Origin of the sequence: Flavobacterium salmonis, from assembly GCF_903819435.1 — a bacterium.
GTDB lineage: Bacteria > Bacteroidota > Bacteroidia > Flavobacteriales > Flavobacteriaceae > Flavobacterium > Flavobacterium chungangense.
This window is the reverse complement of the sequence record NZ_CAIJDP010000057.1, coordinates 54,830-72,687: the sequence shown is the minus strand read 5'-3', so window position 1 is coordinate 72,687 and position 17,858 is coordinate 54,830. Positions and strand designations below refer to the sequence as shown.

16 protein-coding genes and 1 riboswitch are annotated in these 17,858 nt (G+C 33.9%); of the genes, 13 read left to right on the top strand and 3 right to left on the bottom strand.

Annotated features, from left to right (window positions below; genetic code table 11):
* The first annotated feature begins 174 nt into the window (after positions 1–174).
* The 7 genes from FLACHUCJ7_RS02895 to FLACHUCJ7_RS02865 all read left to right on the top strand — a co-directional run bounded on the left by FLACHUCJ7_RS02895 (position 175) and on the right by FLACHUCJ7_RS02865 (position 5,976).
* A complete protein-coding gene (locus FLACHUCJ7_RS02895; RefSeq protein ID WP_180907859.1) occupies positions 175–1,983 on the top strand; it encodes a type VI secretion system Vgr family protein in 1,809 nt (602 codons plus the stop codon).
* Between the two features lie 18 nt (positions 1,984–2,001).
* A complete protein-coding gene (locus FLACHUCJ7_RS02890) occupies positions 2,002–2,169 on the top strand; it encodes a hypothetical protein (protein ID WP_180907858.1) in 168 nt (55 codons plus the stop codon).
* Positions 2,170–2,174: 5 nt separating this feature from the next.
* Positions 2,175–3,719 (top strand): hypothetical protein, encoded by a 1,545-nt coding sequence (locus FLACHUCJ7_RS02885; RefSeq protein WP_180907857.1) that lies wholly within the window; start codon positions 2,175–2,177, stop codon positions 3,717–3,719.
* Positions 3,716–4,489: a hypothetical protein gene (locus FLACHUCJ7_RS02880; protein WP_180907856.1), complete on the top strand. Its 774-nt coding sequence runs from the start codon at positions 3,716–3,718 to the stop codon at positions 4,487–4,489. The genes FLACHUCJ7_RS02885 and FLACHUCJ7_RS02880 overlap by 4 nt, the downstream gene beginning before the upstream one ends.
* A 71-nt stretch (positions 4,490–4,560) precedes the next feature.
* The gene (locus tag FLACHUCJ7_RS02875; RefSeq protein ID WP_180907855.1) at positions 4,561–4,761 is read left to right on the top strand and encodes a hypothetical protein; all 201 of its coding nucleotides are present in this window, start codon (positions 4,561–4,563) and stop codon (positions 4,759–4,761) included.
* Positions 4,758–5,333 carry a hypothetical protein gene (locus tag FLACHUCJ7_RS02870; protein ID WP_180907854.1) on the top strand — a complete coding sequence of 192 codons (576 nt, stop codon included), beginning with the start codon at positions 4,758–4,760 and terminating at the stop codon, positions 5,331–5,333. The genes FLACHUCJ7_RS02875 and FLACHUCJ7_RS02870 overlap by 4 nt, the downstream gene beginning before the upstream one ends.
* 160 nt (positions 5,334–5,493) lie before the next feature.
* Complete coding sequence (locus tag FLACHUCJ7_RS02865; protein WP_180907853.1) at positions 5,494–5,976, top strand: hypothetical protein; 483 nt, start codon at positions 5,494–5,496, stop codon at positions 5,974–5,976.
* A gap of 61 nt (positions 5,977–6,037) precedes the next feature.
* Here the strand turns inward: FLACHUCJ7_RS02865 and FLACHUCJ7_RS02860 are convergent, their stop codons facing one another.
* On the bottom strand, positions 6,038–6,652 hold the full coding sequence (locus tag FLACHUCJ7_RS02860) for a deoxynucleoside kinase (protein WP_031454292.1): 615 nt from the start codon (positions 6,650–6,652) through the stop codon (positions 6,038–6,040).
* Positions 6,652–7,467, bottom strand: a complete 816-nt coding sequence (locus FLACHUCJ7_RS02855) for a hypothetical protein (protein WP_180907852.1) — start codon at positions 7,465–7,467, stop codon at positions 6,652–6,654. The genes FLACHUCJ7_RS02860 and FLACHUCJ7_RS02855 overlap by 1 nt, the downstream gene beginning before the upstream one ends.
* Before the next feature lie 233 nt (positions 7,468–7,700).
* Here FLACHUCJ7_RS02855 and FLACHUCJ7_RS02850 point away from each other — a divergent pair, with 233 nt between their 5' ends.
* The 3 genes from FLACHUCJ7_RS02850 to FLACHUCJ7_RS02840 all read left to right on the top strand — a co-directional run bounded on the left by FLACHUCJ7_RS02850 (position 7,701) and on the right by FLACHUCJ7_RS02840 (position 13,036).
* Positions 7,701–8,597 (top strand): GLPGLI family protein, encoded by an 897-nt coding sequence (locus tag FLACHUCJ7_RS02850; RefSeq protein ID WP_180907851.1) that lies wholly within the window; start codon positions 7,701–7,703, stop codon positions 8,595–8,597.
* Between the two features lie 43 nt (positions 8,598–8,640).
* Entirely contained in the window at positions 8,641–11,328 is a 2,688-nt protein-coding gene (locus tag FLACHUCJ7_RS02845) for a carboxypeptidase-like regulatory domain-containing protein (RefSeq protein WP_180907850.1), read from the top strand.
* A 235-nt stretch (positions 11,329–11,563) separates the two neighbouring features.
* On the top strand, positions 11,564–13,036 hold the full coding sequence (locus tag FLACHUCJ7_RS02840) for a M28 family metallopeptidase (RefSeq protein WP_180907849.1): 1,473 nt from the start codon (positions 11,564–11,566) through the stop codon (positions 13,034–13,036).
* Between the two features lie 119 nt (positions 13,037–13,155).
* Here FLACHUCJ7_RS02840 and metK read toward each other — a convergent pair whose 3' ends face one another.
* Entirely contained in the window at positions 13,156–14,406 is a 1,251-nt protein-coding gene (gene metK / locus FLACHUCJ7_RS02835) for a methionine adenosyltransferase (protein ID WP_031454297.1), read from the bottom strand.
* Positions 14,407–15,140: 734 nt separating this feature from the next.
* Between metK and FLACHUCJ7_RS02830 the strand changes: the two genes are divergently transcribed.
* From FLACHUCJ7_RS02830 to FLACHUCJ7_RS02820, 3 genes are all read left to right on the top strand, one after another.
* On the top strand, positions 15,141–15,305 hold the full coding sequence (locus FLACHUCJ7_RS02830) for a hypothetical protein (protein ID WP_180907848.1): 165 nt from the start codon (positions 15,141–15,143) through the stop codon (positions 15,303–15,305).
* A 44-nt stretch (positions 15,306–15,349) separates the two neighbouring features.
* Positions 15,350–16,657, top strand: coding sequence for an O-acetylhomoserine aminocarboxypropyltransferase/cysteine synthase family protein (locus FLACHUCJ7_RS02825; RefSeq protein WP_180907847.1), 1,308 nt, complete (start codon positions 15,350–15,352; stop codon positions 16,655–16,657).
* Positions 16,658–17,345: 688 nt separating this feature from the next.
* A complete protein-coding gene (locus FLACHUCJ7_RS02820) occupies positions 17,346–17,546 on the top strand; it encodes a hypothetical protein (RefSeq protein ID WP_180907846.1) in 201 nt (66 codons plus the stop codon).
* A 187-nt stretch (positions 17,547–17,733) separates the two neighbouring features.
* Positions 17,734–17,841: riboswitch (SAM riboswitch) on the top strand.
* Positions 17,842–17,858: the final 17 nt, after the last annotated feature.

The window sequence follows — 17,858 nt, the reverse complement described above, 5'->3', positions numbered from 1 at the left end:
CGCTGTAAGATTTTTGTTTTACAGCGTTTTTTTTGCAGTAAAAATTAGGTTTGATAGCTGTAGTTTTAATATGTAAAAAAAACCGTATAAATTATTAGGAAATATATTTGGATAATTAACTTTAAGGGTTATTTTTGGAAACAAATTCTTACTTAATATGTCACCAAATAACTTATGGGACATTTTTCAGAACAGGTACATATCAGCATAGGGAGTTTTACCCAAAACGTAGTTTATCATAATTTAGAACTGTCACAAAAGATGGCAGATCACCATCATTTTTCTTTTGTGTGGCAATATACAGGCAAGGCGATCATAAATCCGGCAGATCAGGCCAAGGCTTTACGAACGTATCTTGGAGATGAGGTTATCTTTACCTTTAAAAGCCTTACCGGAATCAGGTTAATGAGTAAAGGAATCATAACAGAACTATCCTCCATAGATCTTCACGGAAGTGCCGAAGGATTACATGTTAAAGGTATCAGCCATAGTATAGTGCTGGATGATATGCAAAAATCAAGAGTCTACCAGCAAAGAGGTATGGATAATATCGTATTGGATATTTTAGCAGAAGGGCCGGGAGAGTTCTACGAAAGAGATGCTATAAAATCCACCTATCTTCAGGAATTCAAATATATGGCCCATTATAATGAAACCAATTTTGATTTCTTAAAACGATTGGCAAAACGTTACGGCCAATGGTTCTATTTTGACGGAATGCGAATGCAGTTCGGACAAACCAAAACCAGTAAAATAAAACTCATCAACGGATCTTCGCTGCATGGTTTTAAAATACAGACCAATATGGCTTCTCATAAAATTTCTTTGGGAGGGTATGATTATAATGGAGCCACAAATATTCGTAACTCCTCAGCAAGAACATCCTCAGGAAGCAAAGACAGCTTCGCAGCTGTTGTGGGGCATAACCAGGGAACTGTTACCCAAAACGATTTGAATAATGGAGCTTACACGACCAATGCCCAAAGCAGTGACGAAATCCAAGAAATGGTAAAACTGCAAACCGCAGGCAGCGATGCCAATAGTTTATATTACAGCGGAATATCATATTTTCCGTTGGGTCTTGGTCAGGTTTTTAGCATTATAAACCAGACTGTAGAGCACGAACTGATTGTGACAGAAGTGACACACCTTTCGCAAGTTCATGGAAACTATGCCTGTAATTTCAAAGCCATTCCTGCAGATGTTGCCGCACCATATTATACAGATGTCCATGCCTTTGCCAAAGCCGAAACACAGTCTGCCAAGGTAAAAGACAACAATGATCCAGAAGGATTAGGGCGTGTAAAAGTACAGTTTAACTGGGCAGGCGGAAACAATTCAAGCGAGTGGATTCGAATGATACAGCCGCACTCAGGTTCAGGCAAGGGATTTTATTTTATTCCCGAAATCGGCGAAGAGGTTTGGGTAGGTTTTGAAGGAAGCAATGCGCAGAATCCGTATGTTTTAGGAACGCAATATAATGGAAGTGAGTCTAGCGGTTATGCTGATGGCAAAAACAATGTCAAGGCGATTCACACCCGCTCAGGAACTAAAATTATTTTGAATGATGCCGAAGGAAGTATTTTAATTGAAGATCCAAGCGGCAATACATGGAAAATGGATGGTCAGGGAAATATTGATGTAAATGCGCCAAAGAATTTTACAGTAAATGCCGGAGATAATTTTACTGTTACTGCAGGTAAGAATATATCGTTAAGTGCAGGAGAAAATATTGATAATTCTGCAAATAAAGATATTTTTCAAACAGCGGGGCAAGACATTTCTCAAACTGCTGCTGGAGATTTTACTGAAAATGCCAATAATAAAACGGAAGTTATTGAACAGAAACATATTCGAAGTTCATTAGAATCTACTCAACATGCAGAGAAAGTAAGTGTCTTTAGTACTAAAGAAAATATGCTTTTGGAAAGTAGTCAAAAAACTGTTGAAGTAAATAGTGCAGAAAAATCAAATATGTTTTAATCTTTAAAAAATCATTTTATGGCAATCAATAAAACAGCAAAGAATTTATATGTTAGGATTAAAGGGAACTACATTAGTGAAAGTAAAATCTTTCTGGAAACAGCCGAAAAGATTGAAATAGTAGCTACAGAAGAAAATTTGAATTTGACTTCAAATAAAAAAAATCAAATAAAAGGCAATAAATAATAGATATGGCAAATGTAGAATTTAATAGTCCAAGGTTTGTAGTCCCACCCGCAGGCGTAATCGATGCGCAAGCAACAGTGATGTTTAGACCTACCCCAACCTGGAAAGGCGAATTTATGTTTGATTGGATGAGAACAGGTAACGGAACCAACCTTGGGCAAACCAGCCTTGCTGGCGATGTAGATTACCAAACTATTTTGGGAACGTATAACAACAACACAGTTGCCAGCCCATTTGTGGGAGATACAAGAGATGCCAACCGCAACGGTGTTAAAGATTTGTATGATAAACTAATAAGCGAATATCGAAAATTTACCTCATTGAATAGGTTAGATGCCTCAGGTGCAAGTATTGATTATTTAGAACCTAAACTATCGATTTATAAAAATGAAAATGAAAATGTAGATGCTGTTGCAATTTTGCAATTGCAAATTGAAGTTATAGTTGCTCCAGAGGAGTTGATACTTGAATTTGAAAATGATTTTTTTGATATTACAGTATTTACAGGCGCAGCACCTGTTGTGCCATCACTTCTTGCGACACCAGCAACCAATGTATCAGCAACCAATGCAACTGCGCGACCAGAAGACCGAATGAAACAGTTGCAAATAACCAAAACAGTAACGGGTGCCAGTGCTTTTAACACGATGGACATACAAATAAAATGCAAAAAAACTTTTGCAACGGCATACAAAGAAATTAAAGCCTACACCATCATGGCGCACCCAGACCCTGCAAATACCAGCAAAGTTAGAAAACTTGCAGGAATACTCAAAGTTTTGCCCAACGATGCCAGCAAACGAAAAATAAAAAAAATAGTACTCGTTAATGTAATAACCGATATTGATAATGACCCTATTAATACAGTCGAAGAAGGTTTTTTACTGCCAAACGTAACAGAAGCTGGGCAAAAAAACATCATCAGAAAATATTTGCGCCAATCGCTCATCGATCCCGTTTTTGATGTGGAGACTTTAAAATTATTAACTATTCCGGATGGTCGTGATGATTTCAATAGTAAATTTGTAGTTGGCGGAAGATTAAAATGCTACCACAAGCACGGTGCTACTGTGCCCAGAGGCTGGAAAGATATAGATGACTATTTGTACACCAAACTAAAGGCAAAAGCAGGGGTTGGAAATAAATATGACAATTACATGAGAGTCTTTTACATGCCACAAGGTGGTTTTTATATTAATCCAAACAATACTCAAGGGCCTACAGCGGGTTCTCTCGGCGGTTTTACCAGCGGAAATGAACCAAGAAATATTGTGATGCTAAAGGGTGCAGACCTTACCAGTTCTGCTCACGAGGTATATCATTCTCTAAAATTGCCCCATACCTGGGAGAGTAAAAACCACATCAATCCAATATTTAACAGCGAAACAAATCCACAAAGAAACGGCAAGCATTCTTTTAAAGAAAAAACGACCCGTAATTTGATGGATTATGGGCCAAATGGTGCACAATACTTTTTGTACCATTGGCAATGCGTGTTTGCGAACAGTCATGCCACTGCAGAACCTGCACATTATATACCCACACTATGAGAACAATAACTTTACTAATGGCTCTTGTGCTATTTGCCAATTGCAAAGCACAAGTAGAAAACAAAACTGTTACAACAACACTAAATAAAAATAAAATGGAACGACCTATCATTACTCCAGAATTTGAAAAACTGAACCTTGAAGATTACAAAGACGGTTTAATTATTGAAGAATCAATTGGAAATACAGCACCTTATGTAGGATTTAAATACAATAGTTATTCTTATAGAAAAATTAATGATATAGGCACTACTTCACTTCATGGCTCAACAATAGGTCGTTTTGGATATTCATTTACTGCAAAGGACTCTTATTATACTATTGCAAAAGGCTATTATAAGAATGGTTACATACATAGTAAATGTATAATTTCTTCACGTCCTAATCAAAGTATATTTATGGGTAGACAATATTTTTTCAATCAAGAAGGCAAACTAGAAAAAACAGTAGACCACGATCAAGTCTGGGGATTTAGTTATGAAAAAGTGATTGAATATATTCTTGAACGAAAATCACCTTTGTATAGCAAAGATGAATATTGGGGAGCAGAGATAACACAAGAAGGAAAAGAAAAAAAATATTGGCAATTAATTTTAGATACTCAAAAAACTACTAATAAATCAACTTGGGAAATCATCAAACTAGATGCTATGACGGGTGAGATACTGTATCAAATAGAATTTGAAGGCGATAGGATATGGCATGCAGATACATACAATCACAACCCCATAGAAAGAATTATAGTAGCAGACAAAACGCTAAAAAACTAAAAGCATAGTTTTCAATGTGTGGTTGCGAACAGCAAAGCCACTGCAGAACCGGCACATTATATACCCGCACCATGAGAACAACAACATTAATAATAGCTCTTTTGTCATTTGCCAATTGCAAAGCACAAGTAGAAAACAAAAACGTTACAACAACATTAAATAACAACACTAAGGAACGACCAAGCATCACTCCAGAATTTGAAAAACTAAATCTAGAAGATTATAAAAAGGGCTTAATTAAAAAGAAAGAAATTAATGAAAAAAAAATGTGATTGAATTTGATTTTTATGATTATAGGAAAGACGGAATTGAAGGTGTGACTTTTTTAACAGGTTCAACAGCATTAAGAGGTTTCGGCTTTTCATTTACAGCTAAATATTCCTATTATATAATTGGTAAAAGCTATTATACAAACAAGTTCATTGAAAGAAAATGTATTATGTCTTCATTCAATACAAGGATATTAATTGGTAAAGAATACTTTTTTGCCAAAGAGGGAAAACTAGAAAAAACAGAGGACCACGATCAAGGCTGGGATTTTAGTTATGAAAAAGTGATTGAATATATTCTTGAACGAAAATCACCTTTAGTGAGAGAAGATATATATTATGGTGCAGAAATAATACAAGAAGGAAAAGAAAAAAAATATTGGCAATTGATTTTATATACTCAAAAAACTACTAATAAATCTACTTGGGAAATCATCAAACTAGATGCTATGACGGGTGAGATACTCTATCAAATAGAATTTGAAGGCGACAGAATTTATCATGTAGATTTGGGCGATAGCAATCCTAAAGCACTTGAGAGAATTATAGTTGAAGACAAAACGCTAAAAAACTAAAAGAATAGTTTTCAATGCGGGGTTGCGAACAGCAAAGCAATGCAGAAACCTGTACATTATATACCTGTACTATGAGAACAATAACATTACTAATGGCTCTTTTGTTATTTGCCAATTGCAAAGCGCAAGTAGAATAACTTGATATTCAAAAGATGAATCTTTGGTTTCCAGCAATTCTGATAAAACTAGTTTTGCGACATTAGAATGGAAGAAAACATTTGATGCTCGTAATAATAGTAAAAAATATAAAAATAAATTTCCAGTTCATATATTCGTTCAAAGAAGTACAAAGGATAATAAACAACGGTTTGAAGCAGACATAGTTTTACCTAATAATTCTGAAGAACTTTTTAATAAACCATATATAAATCCTCAAACAAGGAGTGTGGAACATTACAATCGTATTGTTATTGGATTAGAAAAAGAAGAGAAAGATTTGCCTTATTTATTTGGTCACATTTGGATTTCCGGGCTAAATAAACAAGAAGAAATTATGCGTTTTCGTGCTGCGAAATTTGATACGATTAGCAGAAAATTTTTAGTTTCAAAATATTCTCTTCCCAAAGGCTTTATATTTCCTAAATGGGAGAAAGGCAAAGAGCTATTAAATACACCGGATGTTGATTATTGGCAAGAGCAATAAAATGAATATAAAAATGCCTCTGAAATTTCAGAGGCATTTTATGTTTTTAAAGAATATATTCCTAAAACAATCCATTCAATTCAGCATCAATTCGGTTAATGATGTTTCCTAAATCTTCAGGATTGTCAACAAAATTAATATTGTCAACATCAATAATCAATAGTTTCCCTTTTGTGTACGTCTGAACCCAGGCTTCGTATCTTTCGTTCAGTCGGCTTAAGTAATCAATTGAAATAGAGTTTTCGTAATCGCGTCCGCGTTTGTGAATCTGTCCCACCAAATTTGGTATAGAACTTCTTAAATAAATCAATAAATCAGGAGCTTTAACCAACGATTCCATTAATTCAAATAAGGATGTATAATTTTCAAAATCACGGCTTGTCATTAATCCCATAGAATACAAGTTGGGAGCAAAAATATAAGCATCTTCGTAAATCGTTCTGTCCTGAATGATTTTTTTTCCGCTTTCACGAATTTGCTGCACCTGACGGAATCTGCTGTTTAAGAAATAAATCTGCAAATTAAATGACCAGCGTTCCATCTGATGGTAAAAATCATCCAGATACGGGTTATCAACAACATCTTCATAATGGGGTTCCCATTTAAAATGCTTGGCCAGTAATTTAGTTAAAGTTGTTTTTCCTGCGCCTATATTTCCTGCTATTGCTATGTGCATTACGGTATTACGATTTTATAATTGGTAATTTCTTTGGCTGTAAAAATAGATAAAATTTGGTCTTTGTAATAGAATTTGTTTAATGATTTTTCAGGAATTCCAATTTCAGAAACGGTTTCAGATCCATCCTTATGAATGTCTTTAAAACACAATAAACCAGCTTTGGTGAAAATATATTGGTTAGGGCTTAAAATCAGTATTTTATCAAAGTCAGAAACTTTTCCTAAAGAGGTTGTTTTGCCAAATATATCACAGGAGAACCAATTGTTTTTTTCATCAATCCAATAAAAAGTATTAAAATCGGTTTGGTAAAATTGGATATTTTCCGTTAAAGGAGTGGAAACTGTTTTGTATTCGTTTTTTAAATAATCAAAAAGACCAATTTGTTGATTCAGCGAATTAAAAATCCATAATTGATTTTGGGTTGACATGCCAATTGCCGTAACCACGATAGGAATATTATTTTGAGAAAAATTGATTTCTGTAATTTTATTCAACTGATTATCCAGCAAAACGACACTGTTAAAATCCTCGTAATACAAAACTATTTTAAGCGGATTCACAATATCTGCTCTGGTAATTTTTTCCAACGAAACATTTTTGTACTCAAAGATTTCCTTTCCTTTTATTTTGCTGAAAACATTGTCTTTAATCTGATACGAAAATCCAAAAGAATCATAGCCTAAAAAAACGTCAGCATCAATAGTAAAATGTGAATCCGGTTTTGAAGCTATCTTCTGATTTTGAGCTAAGACAAAAGAGAAATTACAGGCAATAAAAAGTATACATAAAATTTTGCGTGCAGTTTTTCTCATTTCAATTGGTTTTCTGAAAGCCAAATTACAAAAAAACTACAGTATTAGGAGGTTTAAAATTGATTTTTAGGCAATATTTGATTTTAAACGTTTCCTGAATCTAATAGTCTAATTAATAGGCAATTTTGTCTATACCTTATCAGTATTGATATATTTAATTTTCCGCATTTTAAAAATAGTAATACATTTGAATGTAAGTTTTATCGGATTTACCCAATTTTAAAAAAAGAACAATGAAAAAATTATCATATTGTTTGCTTTTAGTACTTGCTTTTAGTCAGGTACAGGCTCAGAAAGATTTTCAGGGAATGGCCGTTTACGAGTCAAAAACCCAGGCACCAAAATTTGAAGGAATGCGCGGCAATCGTGACATTACCCCCGAAATGCAAAAAAACATGGAAGAAAGGATGAAAAAAATGCTGGAAAAGACATTTATTTTAAACTTCAATAAAGCGGCGTCTATTTACAAAGAAGAAGAAAAATTAGAGGCTCCGGGACAACAAGGCAGTGGAATGAGAATGATGATAAGCTCAATGATGGGGGGTGGAGGTACTTTTTATAAAGATGTAAAAAATAAAACCTATACGGTTGATAAAGAGTTTATGGGAAAAGAATTTTTGGTCAAAGATTCGCTGCCAAAGTTAAATTGGAAATTAGAACAGGAGACCAAACAAATTGGTGGTTATAATTGTTATAAAGCAACTGCAGTAAAAGAAGCCAGTAAAACCGATTTTAGAAATTTGAAACCTAAAAAGGAAGACGATAAAGAGGTGAATGATAAGAATGATAAAAAAGAATCTACAGATAAGAAAACCAACTTCGAAGACAATTTTGAAATTCCAAATGAAATAGTTGTAACAGCCTGGTATTCGCCAGAAATTCCAATTAATCAGGGGCCTGAAAATTATTGGGGACTACCTGGTTTGATTTTAGAGGTTAATGATGGAACGACAACCATTTTATGTTCAAAAATTGTTTTGAATGCCAAAGAAAAGGCTGACATAAAAGAACCGACAAAAGGAAAAGAAATTTCTCAGAAAGAATATGATGAAACAGTAGTAAAAAAAATGAAAGAGTTTAGAGAAATGAATCGTGGACGTGCCGGAGGACCACCGCCAATGGGAAGATAAAACTTCTAAATCTTAAAATTTATTTATCCTAATCATTTTTTTAATGTATAAAATTCTCTGTTTTTTCGTTTTTTTATTTACTTCTATATGCTTTTCCCAAAGTGTTCGTTTTGATGGTTTTATTCAGGATGGACAAAAAAATCCTTTGGAAATGGCCAATATTATGGCGGTTAATTCGGCCACAAAAGCAATGGATTCTTATGGAATCACGAACGATAAAGGAAAGTTTCAATTGACTTTGAAACCCAATACCGCATATCTCGTAAAGATTAGTTACCTCGGAATGAAATCGAAAGAAATTCAAATCACAACTAAAACCGAAAATATAGCTCAGAATATAGTAATGGATGATGTAGGGATCGAGCTTGAAGGAGTTGAGATTGTCCGTGAAATGCCGGTTTCTATAAAGGGTGATACCATTGTATATAATGCAGATTCTTTTAAATCCGGAACAGAAAGAAAACTGGAAGATGTGCTGAAAAAATTGCCGGGAGTTGAGGTAAATGCCGATGGCGAGATTGAAGTAGAAGGAAAAAAGGTCAGTAAATTAATGGTAGAAGGTAAAGACTTTTTTGACGGGGATACCAAATTAGGTGTTAAAAATATTCCTGCCGATGCAATAGATAAAATTCAGGTTTTAAGAAATTATAACGAGGTCAGCGCTTTAAAAGGTCTTGAAAATGATCAGGATAATGTGGCGATGAACATTAAGCTGAAAGAAGGAAAAAAGAACTTCTGGTTTGGTGATGTCACTGCAGGGATTGGTGTTGCAGAGCTTGACAGCCGTTACGTTATCAATCCAAAATTGTTTTATTACAGTCCGAAATACAGTATTAATCTAATTACAAATTTTAATAACATTGGAGAATTGCCAATGACAGCCCAGGATTATTTTAAATTCACAGGCGGATTTAAAAATATGATGAAAAAGGGCGGAAGCAATTTTAATATTTCTTCGAATGACGTAGGAATATCACTTTTAAGGAATAACAGGGCAAAGGAAATTGAAACGAAATTTGGAGCTACCAATTTTGCTTATTCGGTTAATAAAGCATGGAATATAAGCGGTTTCGGAATTCTTTCAACTTCAAAAACCGATTTAGAAACCAAATCCCAAACTACCTATTTAGGTTCTGGAGATCAGCAGAAAAGGGATGAAGAGACTCATCAAAAAAATAATCTGGGGCTTTTTAAATTAAGCTCGACTTATAAACCTAATGATAAATTTCAATTCGATTATGATATTTTAACTAAGCTGACAAAACAGAATGAAGATACAGATTTGCTGCGTGAACAGGTAGTTAATAATATTGCAGGTTCAGAAACTATTTTTACGGCTAAAAAACAAAATCCTACTTCTATAAATCAAAATATGAGTTTGTATTATACGCAAAGCGACAAAAATATTTTTGCTTTTGAAATGCAGCATTTATATCAGGATGAAAATCCTTTTTATAATGCTAATCTACGTACACAGCCTTTTAATTTGTTAGGTTATACTCCAGATCAGCAAAGAAATGATCTAAATCAGGATCGTTTTGTAAAAACTAATAAAGTGGATGCCAAACTGGATTACTATTACATGTTAACACCCAAAAGCAACATCAATATAACATTAGGAAATACATATTCATACCAAAATTTCAACTCCCATATTTTTCAGATTCTGGATAACGGAGATAAAAATGACCTGAACGGTTCGACTAATAATAATGATGTAAACTATAATTTTAATGATACTTTTTTGGGATTCCATTATAAGATTCTGGCTGGTAAATTTACCTTGACACCCGGTGTCAGCCTGCATTCGTATACAATGACAAACACACAATCAGGTACAGATTATTCGCAGAATTTCACAAAAGTATTGCCGGATTTCTTTGCTCTGTATCAAATCAAAAAATCAGAAACCCTGACCTATAATTTTTCCCTGACGAATGATTTTACAGATATCAATCAATTGGCTGAAGGTTATGTTTTGTCAGATTACAGCAGTTTGTTCCGCGGAGATCGCTCATTAGAAAATGCTACTTCACAGGTGCATTCACTTCGTTATTTTAAATATAATATGTTCAATTTTGAGAACATTTTTGCAAATGCAACCTATACCAGAAAAGTAGATGCTATTAAAAACGAAGCAAAATTTATCGGAATCAATCAGGAGTCAAACCCTTATAATTCTAATTTGGCAGATGAAACTTTTTCCGGATTGGGAAGTTATGGCCGTTCATTTTTAAAGAATTACAAAGCTTCGGCAAGTGCAAACCTTAATTGGTCAAAATTCAATAATAGACAAAATGGAGAACCGGCAACAACAGAGAGTTTTACGCAAAGTTATACCGTAAAAGCTTCGACAAATTATAAAAATATGCCCAATATTGAGTTTGGTTATAATATGCTGATCAACAAATACAGCGGTTCGACTTTTTATACCGATAAACCGTTTGCAAAATTAGATTATTATTTCTTAGACAGCTTTTCATTCGTTTCAGAATATGAGTTCTATCATTATTACAACGGAAACAAGTCTGTTGATAACGAATATGATTTTTTAAGTGCCAGTTTAATTTATCAAAAAAAGAACAGTCAATGGGAGTATAAAATAGCGGCCACCAATTTGCTAAATACCAGAAATCTTAACGATGACAACTTCTCGCAGTTTTCTACACGAGTTTCTCAATATACGGTTCAGCCACGATATATTATTTTTTCGATGAAGTATAATTTGTAGAAACTGAAATAGGTGTCACAGCTGAGTGCTGTCACAGCTCTTTTCTAATAAAAGCCTTTGAAAATTATTTCAAAGGCTTTTTCATGTCTTATTTTTTATTTTTATCATCACCTTAATCTCATAAAATAAAAAATGTTGTTCTTAGTTTAATTGTTACATTTTTAGCAATATTTTGACCATAAATCGTTTTTTTATCTTTATAAATTACTAAGTTTGGGATATTAAATTAAAGAATATGAAAAACAAATTAATCTTCCTTTTAATTGCTTCAGGCAGTGTGATGTTTTCACAGGCAATTAAAAAGCCATTAGTTTCTGCAATTACAGATAAAGATCTCAGAACTGATATGTACCAAATGGCTGGCGATCATTTTAATGGTCGTGAAGCAGGAACTTTAGATGAACTTAAAGTATCGATGTGGCTGGCCAACAAAGCAAAAGAAGCCGGAATGGCTCCCGCAGGTGATGACGGAACGTATTTTCAGTTTTTTGATTTGTACAGACATCAGGTTACAGCAAATACAAAGTTTAAAATTGGTCAGAAATCCTATAAATTATGGAGTGAGGTTTTAGTAGCTGAAACAACCAATAGTAAGGTTGAGGCTCCATTGCTTTATTTAGGAGCAGCCACTAATGCTGAAATACAAAAAGCTGATATTAAAGGAAAAGCTGTTGTTATCTTAGCTTCTAAAGAAGGTATTTCAGATGAAATTTCTCTTTTTGACAGACGTTACCCAGGTTTGGTGAAGCAAAAATATTACGATTTATTACTTTCAAAAGGGGCTGCAGCACTTATACTTGTAGCTGATGATTTAGGAGAACAGAGCTGGTCACAAGTCGAACCGCAGATGACAAGAGGGGTTTACGGTATTGAAGGTTTCAGGGATAAAATACCGGTGCCTCCAAGAATGCCTGCATTTTGGCTGCATAAGGATCAGTTAGAATATTTAAAAACCACTAAAGATTTATTATCTACAGAAGTGGTTTCTGAAACGTATAAATATCCATCTGTAAATGTGGTTGGAAAAATTGAAGGAACAGATGCGAAGCTTAAAAATGAGTATGTGCTTTTTAGCGGACATCAGGATCATGACGGTGTAAGGCAAAAATACGGACAGGATTCGATTTACAATGGTGCCGATGATAATGCAAGTACCTGTGTGGCGATGCTGGCAATTGCAAGGGCTTATAAAAAACAACCGGGAAAAAGAACGACTTTGTTTGTTTTTCATGGTTCTGAAGAGAGAGGTTTGTTAGGTTCTAGCTGGTATGCATCGCATCCAACTGTTCCTGAAAAAGATATTATCGCTGTTTTAAATGGTGATATGATTGGAAGAAACAATGTAAATCAGGCAGCATTATTAGGGTCAAGTTCACCTCATGAAAATTCATCCGATCTGGTAGCAATTGCAAAAAAAGCGAATGATGAAGGGCCAAAATTTGATTTGGATAAACTTTGGGACCGACCGGAACATCCGGAGTATTTTTACTTTCGTTCAGATCATTTGCCTTATGCCCGCAAAGGGATTCCGGCTGTGTTCTTTACAAGTGTTTTACATAGCGAATATCATACTCCAATGGACGAATCTGAAAATATTGATTACGTAAAACTGCGTAAAATGACAGAGTGGATGTACAGAACAGGATGGATTTTATCAAACGATGCCAATCGTCCCAAAACATTACAAAATGTAAAATTGGAAAGATAAAAGTCTATTTGATAAAAAATAAAAAACCCGATTTCAAATCAAGAAATCGGGTTTTTGTATGTTTAAGAATAAAGTAGTTGTCAAAAATCTAACAATCTTAGTTAGTCTAATATTCTCAATTAAAGTCCAAATGCAGCTTTTACCTGATCAACAAAATCAAGTTTTTCCCATGTAAACAATTCTACGGTAACTGTTTTTTCGTTTCCGCCCGGAGCAGAGAAAGTTTTAGTTACAGTTTCCGGTTTACGTCCCATGTGTCCGTAAGCGGCAGTTTCGCTGTAGATAGGGTTTCTTAATTTCAAACGTTGCTCAATAAAGTAAGGACGCATATCAAAAATAGCTTCTACTTTTTTAGCGATTTCACCATTCGTTAAATTTACTTTTGAAGTTCCGTAAGTTTCAATGAAAATACCCATTGGCTGAGCAACTCCAATTGCATAAGAAACCTGAACTAAGATTTCGTCGGCCACACCTGCAGCAACTAAGTTTTTAGCGATATGACGTGTAGCATAAGCAGCACTTCTGTCAACTTTACTTGGGTCTTTTCCGGAGAATGCACCACCACCGTGAGCACCTTTTCCACCATAAGTATCAACGATAATTTTTCTTCCCGTTAAACCAGTATCTCCATGAGGTCCTCCAATAACGAATTTTCCTGTTGGGTTAATATGGTAGTTGATTTTATCGTTGAATAAATGTGCGTGCGTTGGGTTTTTAGCAATAATTCTTGGAATCAAAATTTCGATAATATCTTTTTTGATTTTCGCTAACATCGTAGCTTCTTCATCAAAATCATCATGTTGAGTCGAGATAACAATCGCATCAATACGAGTTGGTTTGTTATCATCACTGTATTCTAAAGTAACCTGAGATTTTGCATCCGGACGTAAATACGTGATTTCGTTGTTTTCACGTCTTAAAATCGCTAACTCCTGCAATAATTTATGAGATAAATCAAGAGCCAATGGCATGTAGTTTTCAGTTTCGTTAGTCGCGTAACCAAACATCATTCCCTGATCTCCTGCTCCTTGCTCTTCTGGCTTAGCTCTGTCTACTCCCTGATTAATATCAGCAGATTGTTCGTGAATAGCTGATAAAATTCCACAAGAGTTTGCTTCAAACATATATTCACTTTTAGTATATCCGATTTTACGGATTACCTCACGTGCAATTTGTTGTACATCAAGATAAGTATTCGATTTTACTTCACCTGCTAAAATCACCTGACCAGTTGTAACCAATGTTTCACAAGCTACTTTTGAGTCAGCGTCAAATGCCAGAAAATTATCAATTAATGCATCCGAAATTTGATCTGCAACTTTGTCTGGATGCCCTTCACTAACAGATTCTGACGTAAATAAATAAGCCATAATAATGTATTAAATTAAAATTAAGCGAGGAAAATAATTGCTGAAAAATGCTAAAGAAGAGTTTCTGCTTTAGCATTTTTTACTACTGAAATCAATCTTTCAGTATTCATAACGAACCATTTCATTATGAAGAGGTTGCAATCAGTTCAAATTTTTCCTCTGTTTTCGCGTGCAAAGGTATGAAACCATTTTGATTTGCAAATTAAAGTTCAACTTTTTTTATTTTTTTAAAGAGAAAATTAACATTAGTGTATTAAATTGATAGGGTAATAGAAATTAATTTGTTTTTTATTTGGTGAATTGAAAAAAAGTTCTCAAATTTGCGAAACAAAAGAGAAACAAAATGAATTTAATCGCCAAAAATATGTGCTGTATGATGTCGGAAACTTCCGCTGAGTTCGCTATTGTTTAGTATTAAATCTAAAAATAACAATAAGACCTCTGCATTGCGGAGGTTTTTTTTTTGAATACAATTAAAGTATTTAAAATTGTAAAGGTGAAAGTTGCCGGCTATTTTTACAGGAACCGGAATTACTTAAATTAGGGTTAAAAAAATCAAAAATGAATAATACAGTAAGAAGTAAAATTATGATGTGTTGTAAGATGCCGATGTGTATCCCTACTTATTGTTGCCGAAAGTAAAAGATAAAATCTTTGTTATAGTTTCTGACTATAGCCCTTTTGGCAGCCAACCGAAAGGGCTTTTTTTATTTCATTAATTAAAATTAAAAATCATGAAAATCATCTATATAATCTTAAAGTCAATTAACCCGAAAAATGTTTTCGGAGTAAATCAAAAATCAGATTTAAGTTTACAAAAAGGTAAATTATATGCTGATGAAACAAATTCATTGCTCGCAGACATGTATGCTGCCGAAAACGAAAATATTTTCATTTAATAATAAAAAAATAAAAATAGTAATCATCTAAAAACTAAGAAATTATGAGTACACAAAAATTTGCAACAAACGCCTTACACGCAGGACACGACGTAACTAAAAATGGAGGTACGAGAGCCGTACCAATTTATCAGACATCATCCTATGTTTTTAATAATTCAGATCATGCGGCCAATTTATTTAGTCTGGCTGAGTCAGGATTTATTTATACACGATTAAACAATCCTACGAATGACATTCTGGAACAGCGACTTGCGTCACTGGAAGGCGGTATAGCTGCAGTTGTTACGGCATCAGGGGCTTCGGCAATTTCGACAACATTACTGACTTTACTGAAAGCTGGTGACCATATTGTGGCTTCAAACAGTTTGTATGGGGGAACTTATAATCTTTTAAAAGTGACTCTGCCAAGATTAGGAATAACGACCACTTTTGTAGATCCGTCAAAAGCAGAAAACTTTACAAAAGCGGCAAAAGAAAATACAAGGGCTGTTTTTGTGGAATCACTTGGTAATCCAAAATTAGATGTATTGGATTTAAAAGCAATTGGAGCAGAAGCCAAAGCATTACAAGTACCTTTTATAGTAGATAATACAGTGGCAACGCCGTATTTGCTCAAACCAATTGAATTTGGAGCTAATATTGTAATTCATTCCTTGACTAAGTATATTTCAGGAAACGGAACTTCATTGGGTGGTGTTATTATCGATGCCGGTACTTTTGACTGGGCCAACGGAAAATTCCCTGAATTTACAGAACCTTCTGCAGGCTATCACGGTTTGGTTTACCATGAGGCTTTAGGGAATGCAGCTTTTATCGCAAAAGCAAGAATTGAAGGATTACGTGATTTTGGAGCAGCTTTGAGTCCGTTTAATGCGTTTCAAATCATTCAGGGATTGGAAACGTTACCAATCCGAATTAAAAAACACAGTGAAAATGCTCTGGCTTTAGCCCAATGGCTTGAGAAACAAGACCAGGTAGTCTGGGTAAATTATCCGGGATTAAAATCGAATAAATATTATGATTTAGCCCAGCAATATTTACCAGAAGGTCAAAGCGGGATTATTACTTTTGGATTACAGGGAGGTTACGAAGCAGCGAAACAAGTTGTTGATGAAACCAGGCTGTTTTCACTTTTGGCAAATATCGGAGATACAAAATCACTAATTATCCATCCTGCCAGTACAACACATCAGCAACTTACAGATCAGGAGCAACTGGAAACAGGGGTTTCTAAAGATCTGATTCGTCTTTCGGTTGGAATTGAACATATCGAAGATTTAATTGATGATTTGAAAACAGTTTTTGCAACGGTTGCCAAATCGCACAGCGAAGTCTTTGATAAAAATTAAAGTTTTTTTGTTTTTTGTTTGAAAAAATTGCCTCTGGTAATCGGATTGCCGGAGGTAATTTTTTTTTTGAATCAAATTTTTGGTCAAAAAAATCAAAATGAATTCATTAAGATTTGTTCTTTGAAAGACTGATTATGGAGAGCTAACAAAAATCATCAAAATAAAGTAAGTTTAATCTGTATTTCAAACGATGTAATTTTTGTAAGATATTTTTAAAATTAAAATATTGTTTTTTTATTGATTTTGTGCGTTTATATTTGGTAAATAAAAAAAACTTTCGCATATTTGTTAAACCCAAAAACTACTGAAGATATGTTTAATTCCTATAAAATGTTTTGCGCCATTTCGAAAGAAACCGTTGGGGTGTCTATTGCTTAAAAATTGTAAGAACAATATCAATATAGCAAAGCCTCCCAAAATATTTTGAGAGGCTTTTTTAATTTATACGACAAATGATAGAATTTTTTAAAATAACAAATAAATCACAGATGAACAAGTCCCTACAGATGAACAAGATGTTCAATGTCGTATCTATTCGCGTATGCGTCTGTTGATTCCAAAAGTATAGTAAGTTAAAACAACTTAAACCCTTTTGGCATCTGAAACCAAAAGGGTTTTTTGTTTTAAAGAACTTAACAAAAAAGAAAGAAATAATTACATATAAATAAACAAACTAAACACTAATATCATGAGCACTTTGAACTACTTAACAAAAACATTTTCTATATTAAAAAATACCAGGGCTAAAAGAAATAATCCGCCGCCAAAAAATGAATTGATACATCCAAGATTCGGAATTAATGAAACGGATAATAAAAGAGAAAAGAAAAATCCTGACTCTTTATTGTTTTTAATGTATTCTAAAGAAAATGAAACGCTTTTTATCTAAATTAAAAAGTTTTTCAAATAGGTAAGTACCTGCTTAAATTTACTGGGCAATTTCGTTCGGTAATTTTTTGCGTATAATAGTTTTTGTTTGTGATATAGTTAATAAACAAAAGAATCTCTTCAGATAAATTTGTTTGTTTAAGAAAATAGTAGTTAATTTGCACCGTTAAGTTCAGAAACGTATTGAAATGTTATAAAGAAAGGACGAGGGATTAGACCCGATGAATCCTTAGCAACCCTTCGGTAAAGCGAAGAAGGTGCTGCATTCTACCACGCTCAACGTGGAAAGATAACAAAAAGAGTTTTTCTAGTT

Excerpts from the sequence above, each read along its gene's own strand:
- FLACHUCJ7_RS02850 (WP_180907851.1), top strand. The coding sequence starts at position 7,701 with ATGAAAAAATTATCATATTGTTTGCTTTTAGTACTTGCTTTTAGTCAG.
- FLACHUCJ7_RS02855 (WP_180907852.1), bottom strand. The coding sequence starts at position 7,467 with ATGAGAAAAACTGCACGCAAAATTTTATGTATACTTTTTATTGCCTGT.
- metK (WP_031454297.1), bottom strand. The coding sequence starts at position 14,406 with ATGGCTTATTTATTTACGTCAGAATCTGTTAGTGAAGGGCATCCAGAC.
- FLACHUCJ7_RS02890 (WP_180907858.1), top strand. The coding sequence starts at position 2,002 with ATGGCAATCAATAAAACAGCAAAGAATTTATATGTTAGGATTAAAGGG.
- FLACHUCJ7_RS02880 (WP_180907856.1), top strand. The coding sequence starts at position 3,716 with ATGAGAACAATAACTTTACTAATGGCTCTTGTGCTATTTGCCAATTGC.
- FLACHUCJ7_RS02885 (WP_180907857.1), top strand. The coding sequence starts at position 2,175 with ATGGCAAATGTAGAATTTAATAGTCCAAGGTTTGTAGTCCCACCCGCA.
- FLACHUCJ7_RS02875 (WP_180907855.1), top strand. The coding sequence starts at position 4,561 with ATGAGAACAACAACATTAATAATAGCTCTTTTGTCATTTGCCAATTGC.
- FLACHUCJ7_RS02830 (WP_180907848.1), top strand. The coding sequence starts at position 15,141 with ATGAAAATCATCTATATAATCTTAAAGTCAATTAACCCGAAAAATGTT.
- FLACHUCJ7_RS02820 (WP_180907846.1), top strand. The coding sequence starts at position 17,346 with ATGAGCACTTTGAACTACTTAACAAAAACATTTTCTATATTAAAAAAT.
- FLACHUCJ7_RS02860 (WP_031454292.1), bottom strand. The coding sequence starts at position 6,652 with ATGCACATAGCAATAGCAGGAAATATAGGCGCAGGAAAAACAACTTTA.
- FLACHUCJ7_RS02825 (WP_180907847.1), top strand. The coding sequence starts at position 15,350 with ATGAGTACACAAAAATTTGCAACAAACGCCTTACACGCAGGACACGAC.
- FLACHUCJ7_RS02840 (WP_180907849.1), top strand. The coding sequence starts at position 11,564 with ATGAAAAACAAATTAATCTTCCTTTTAATTGCTTCAGGCAGTGTGATG.
- FLACHUCJ7_RS02845 (WP_180907850.1), top strand. The coding sequence starts at position 8,641 with ATGTATAAAATTCTCTGTTTTTTCGTTTTTTTATTTACTTCTATATGC.
- FLACHUCJ7_RS02895 (WP_180907859.1), top strand. The coding sequence starts at position 175 with ATGGGACATTTTTCAGAACAGGTACATATCAGCATAGGGAGTTTTACC.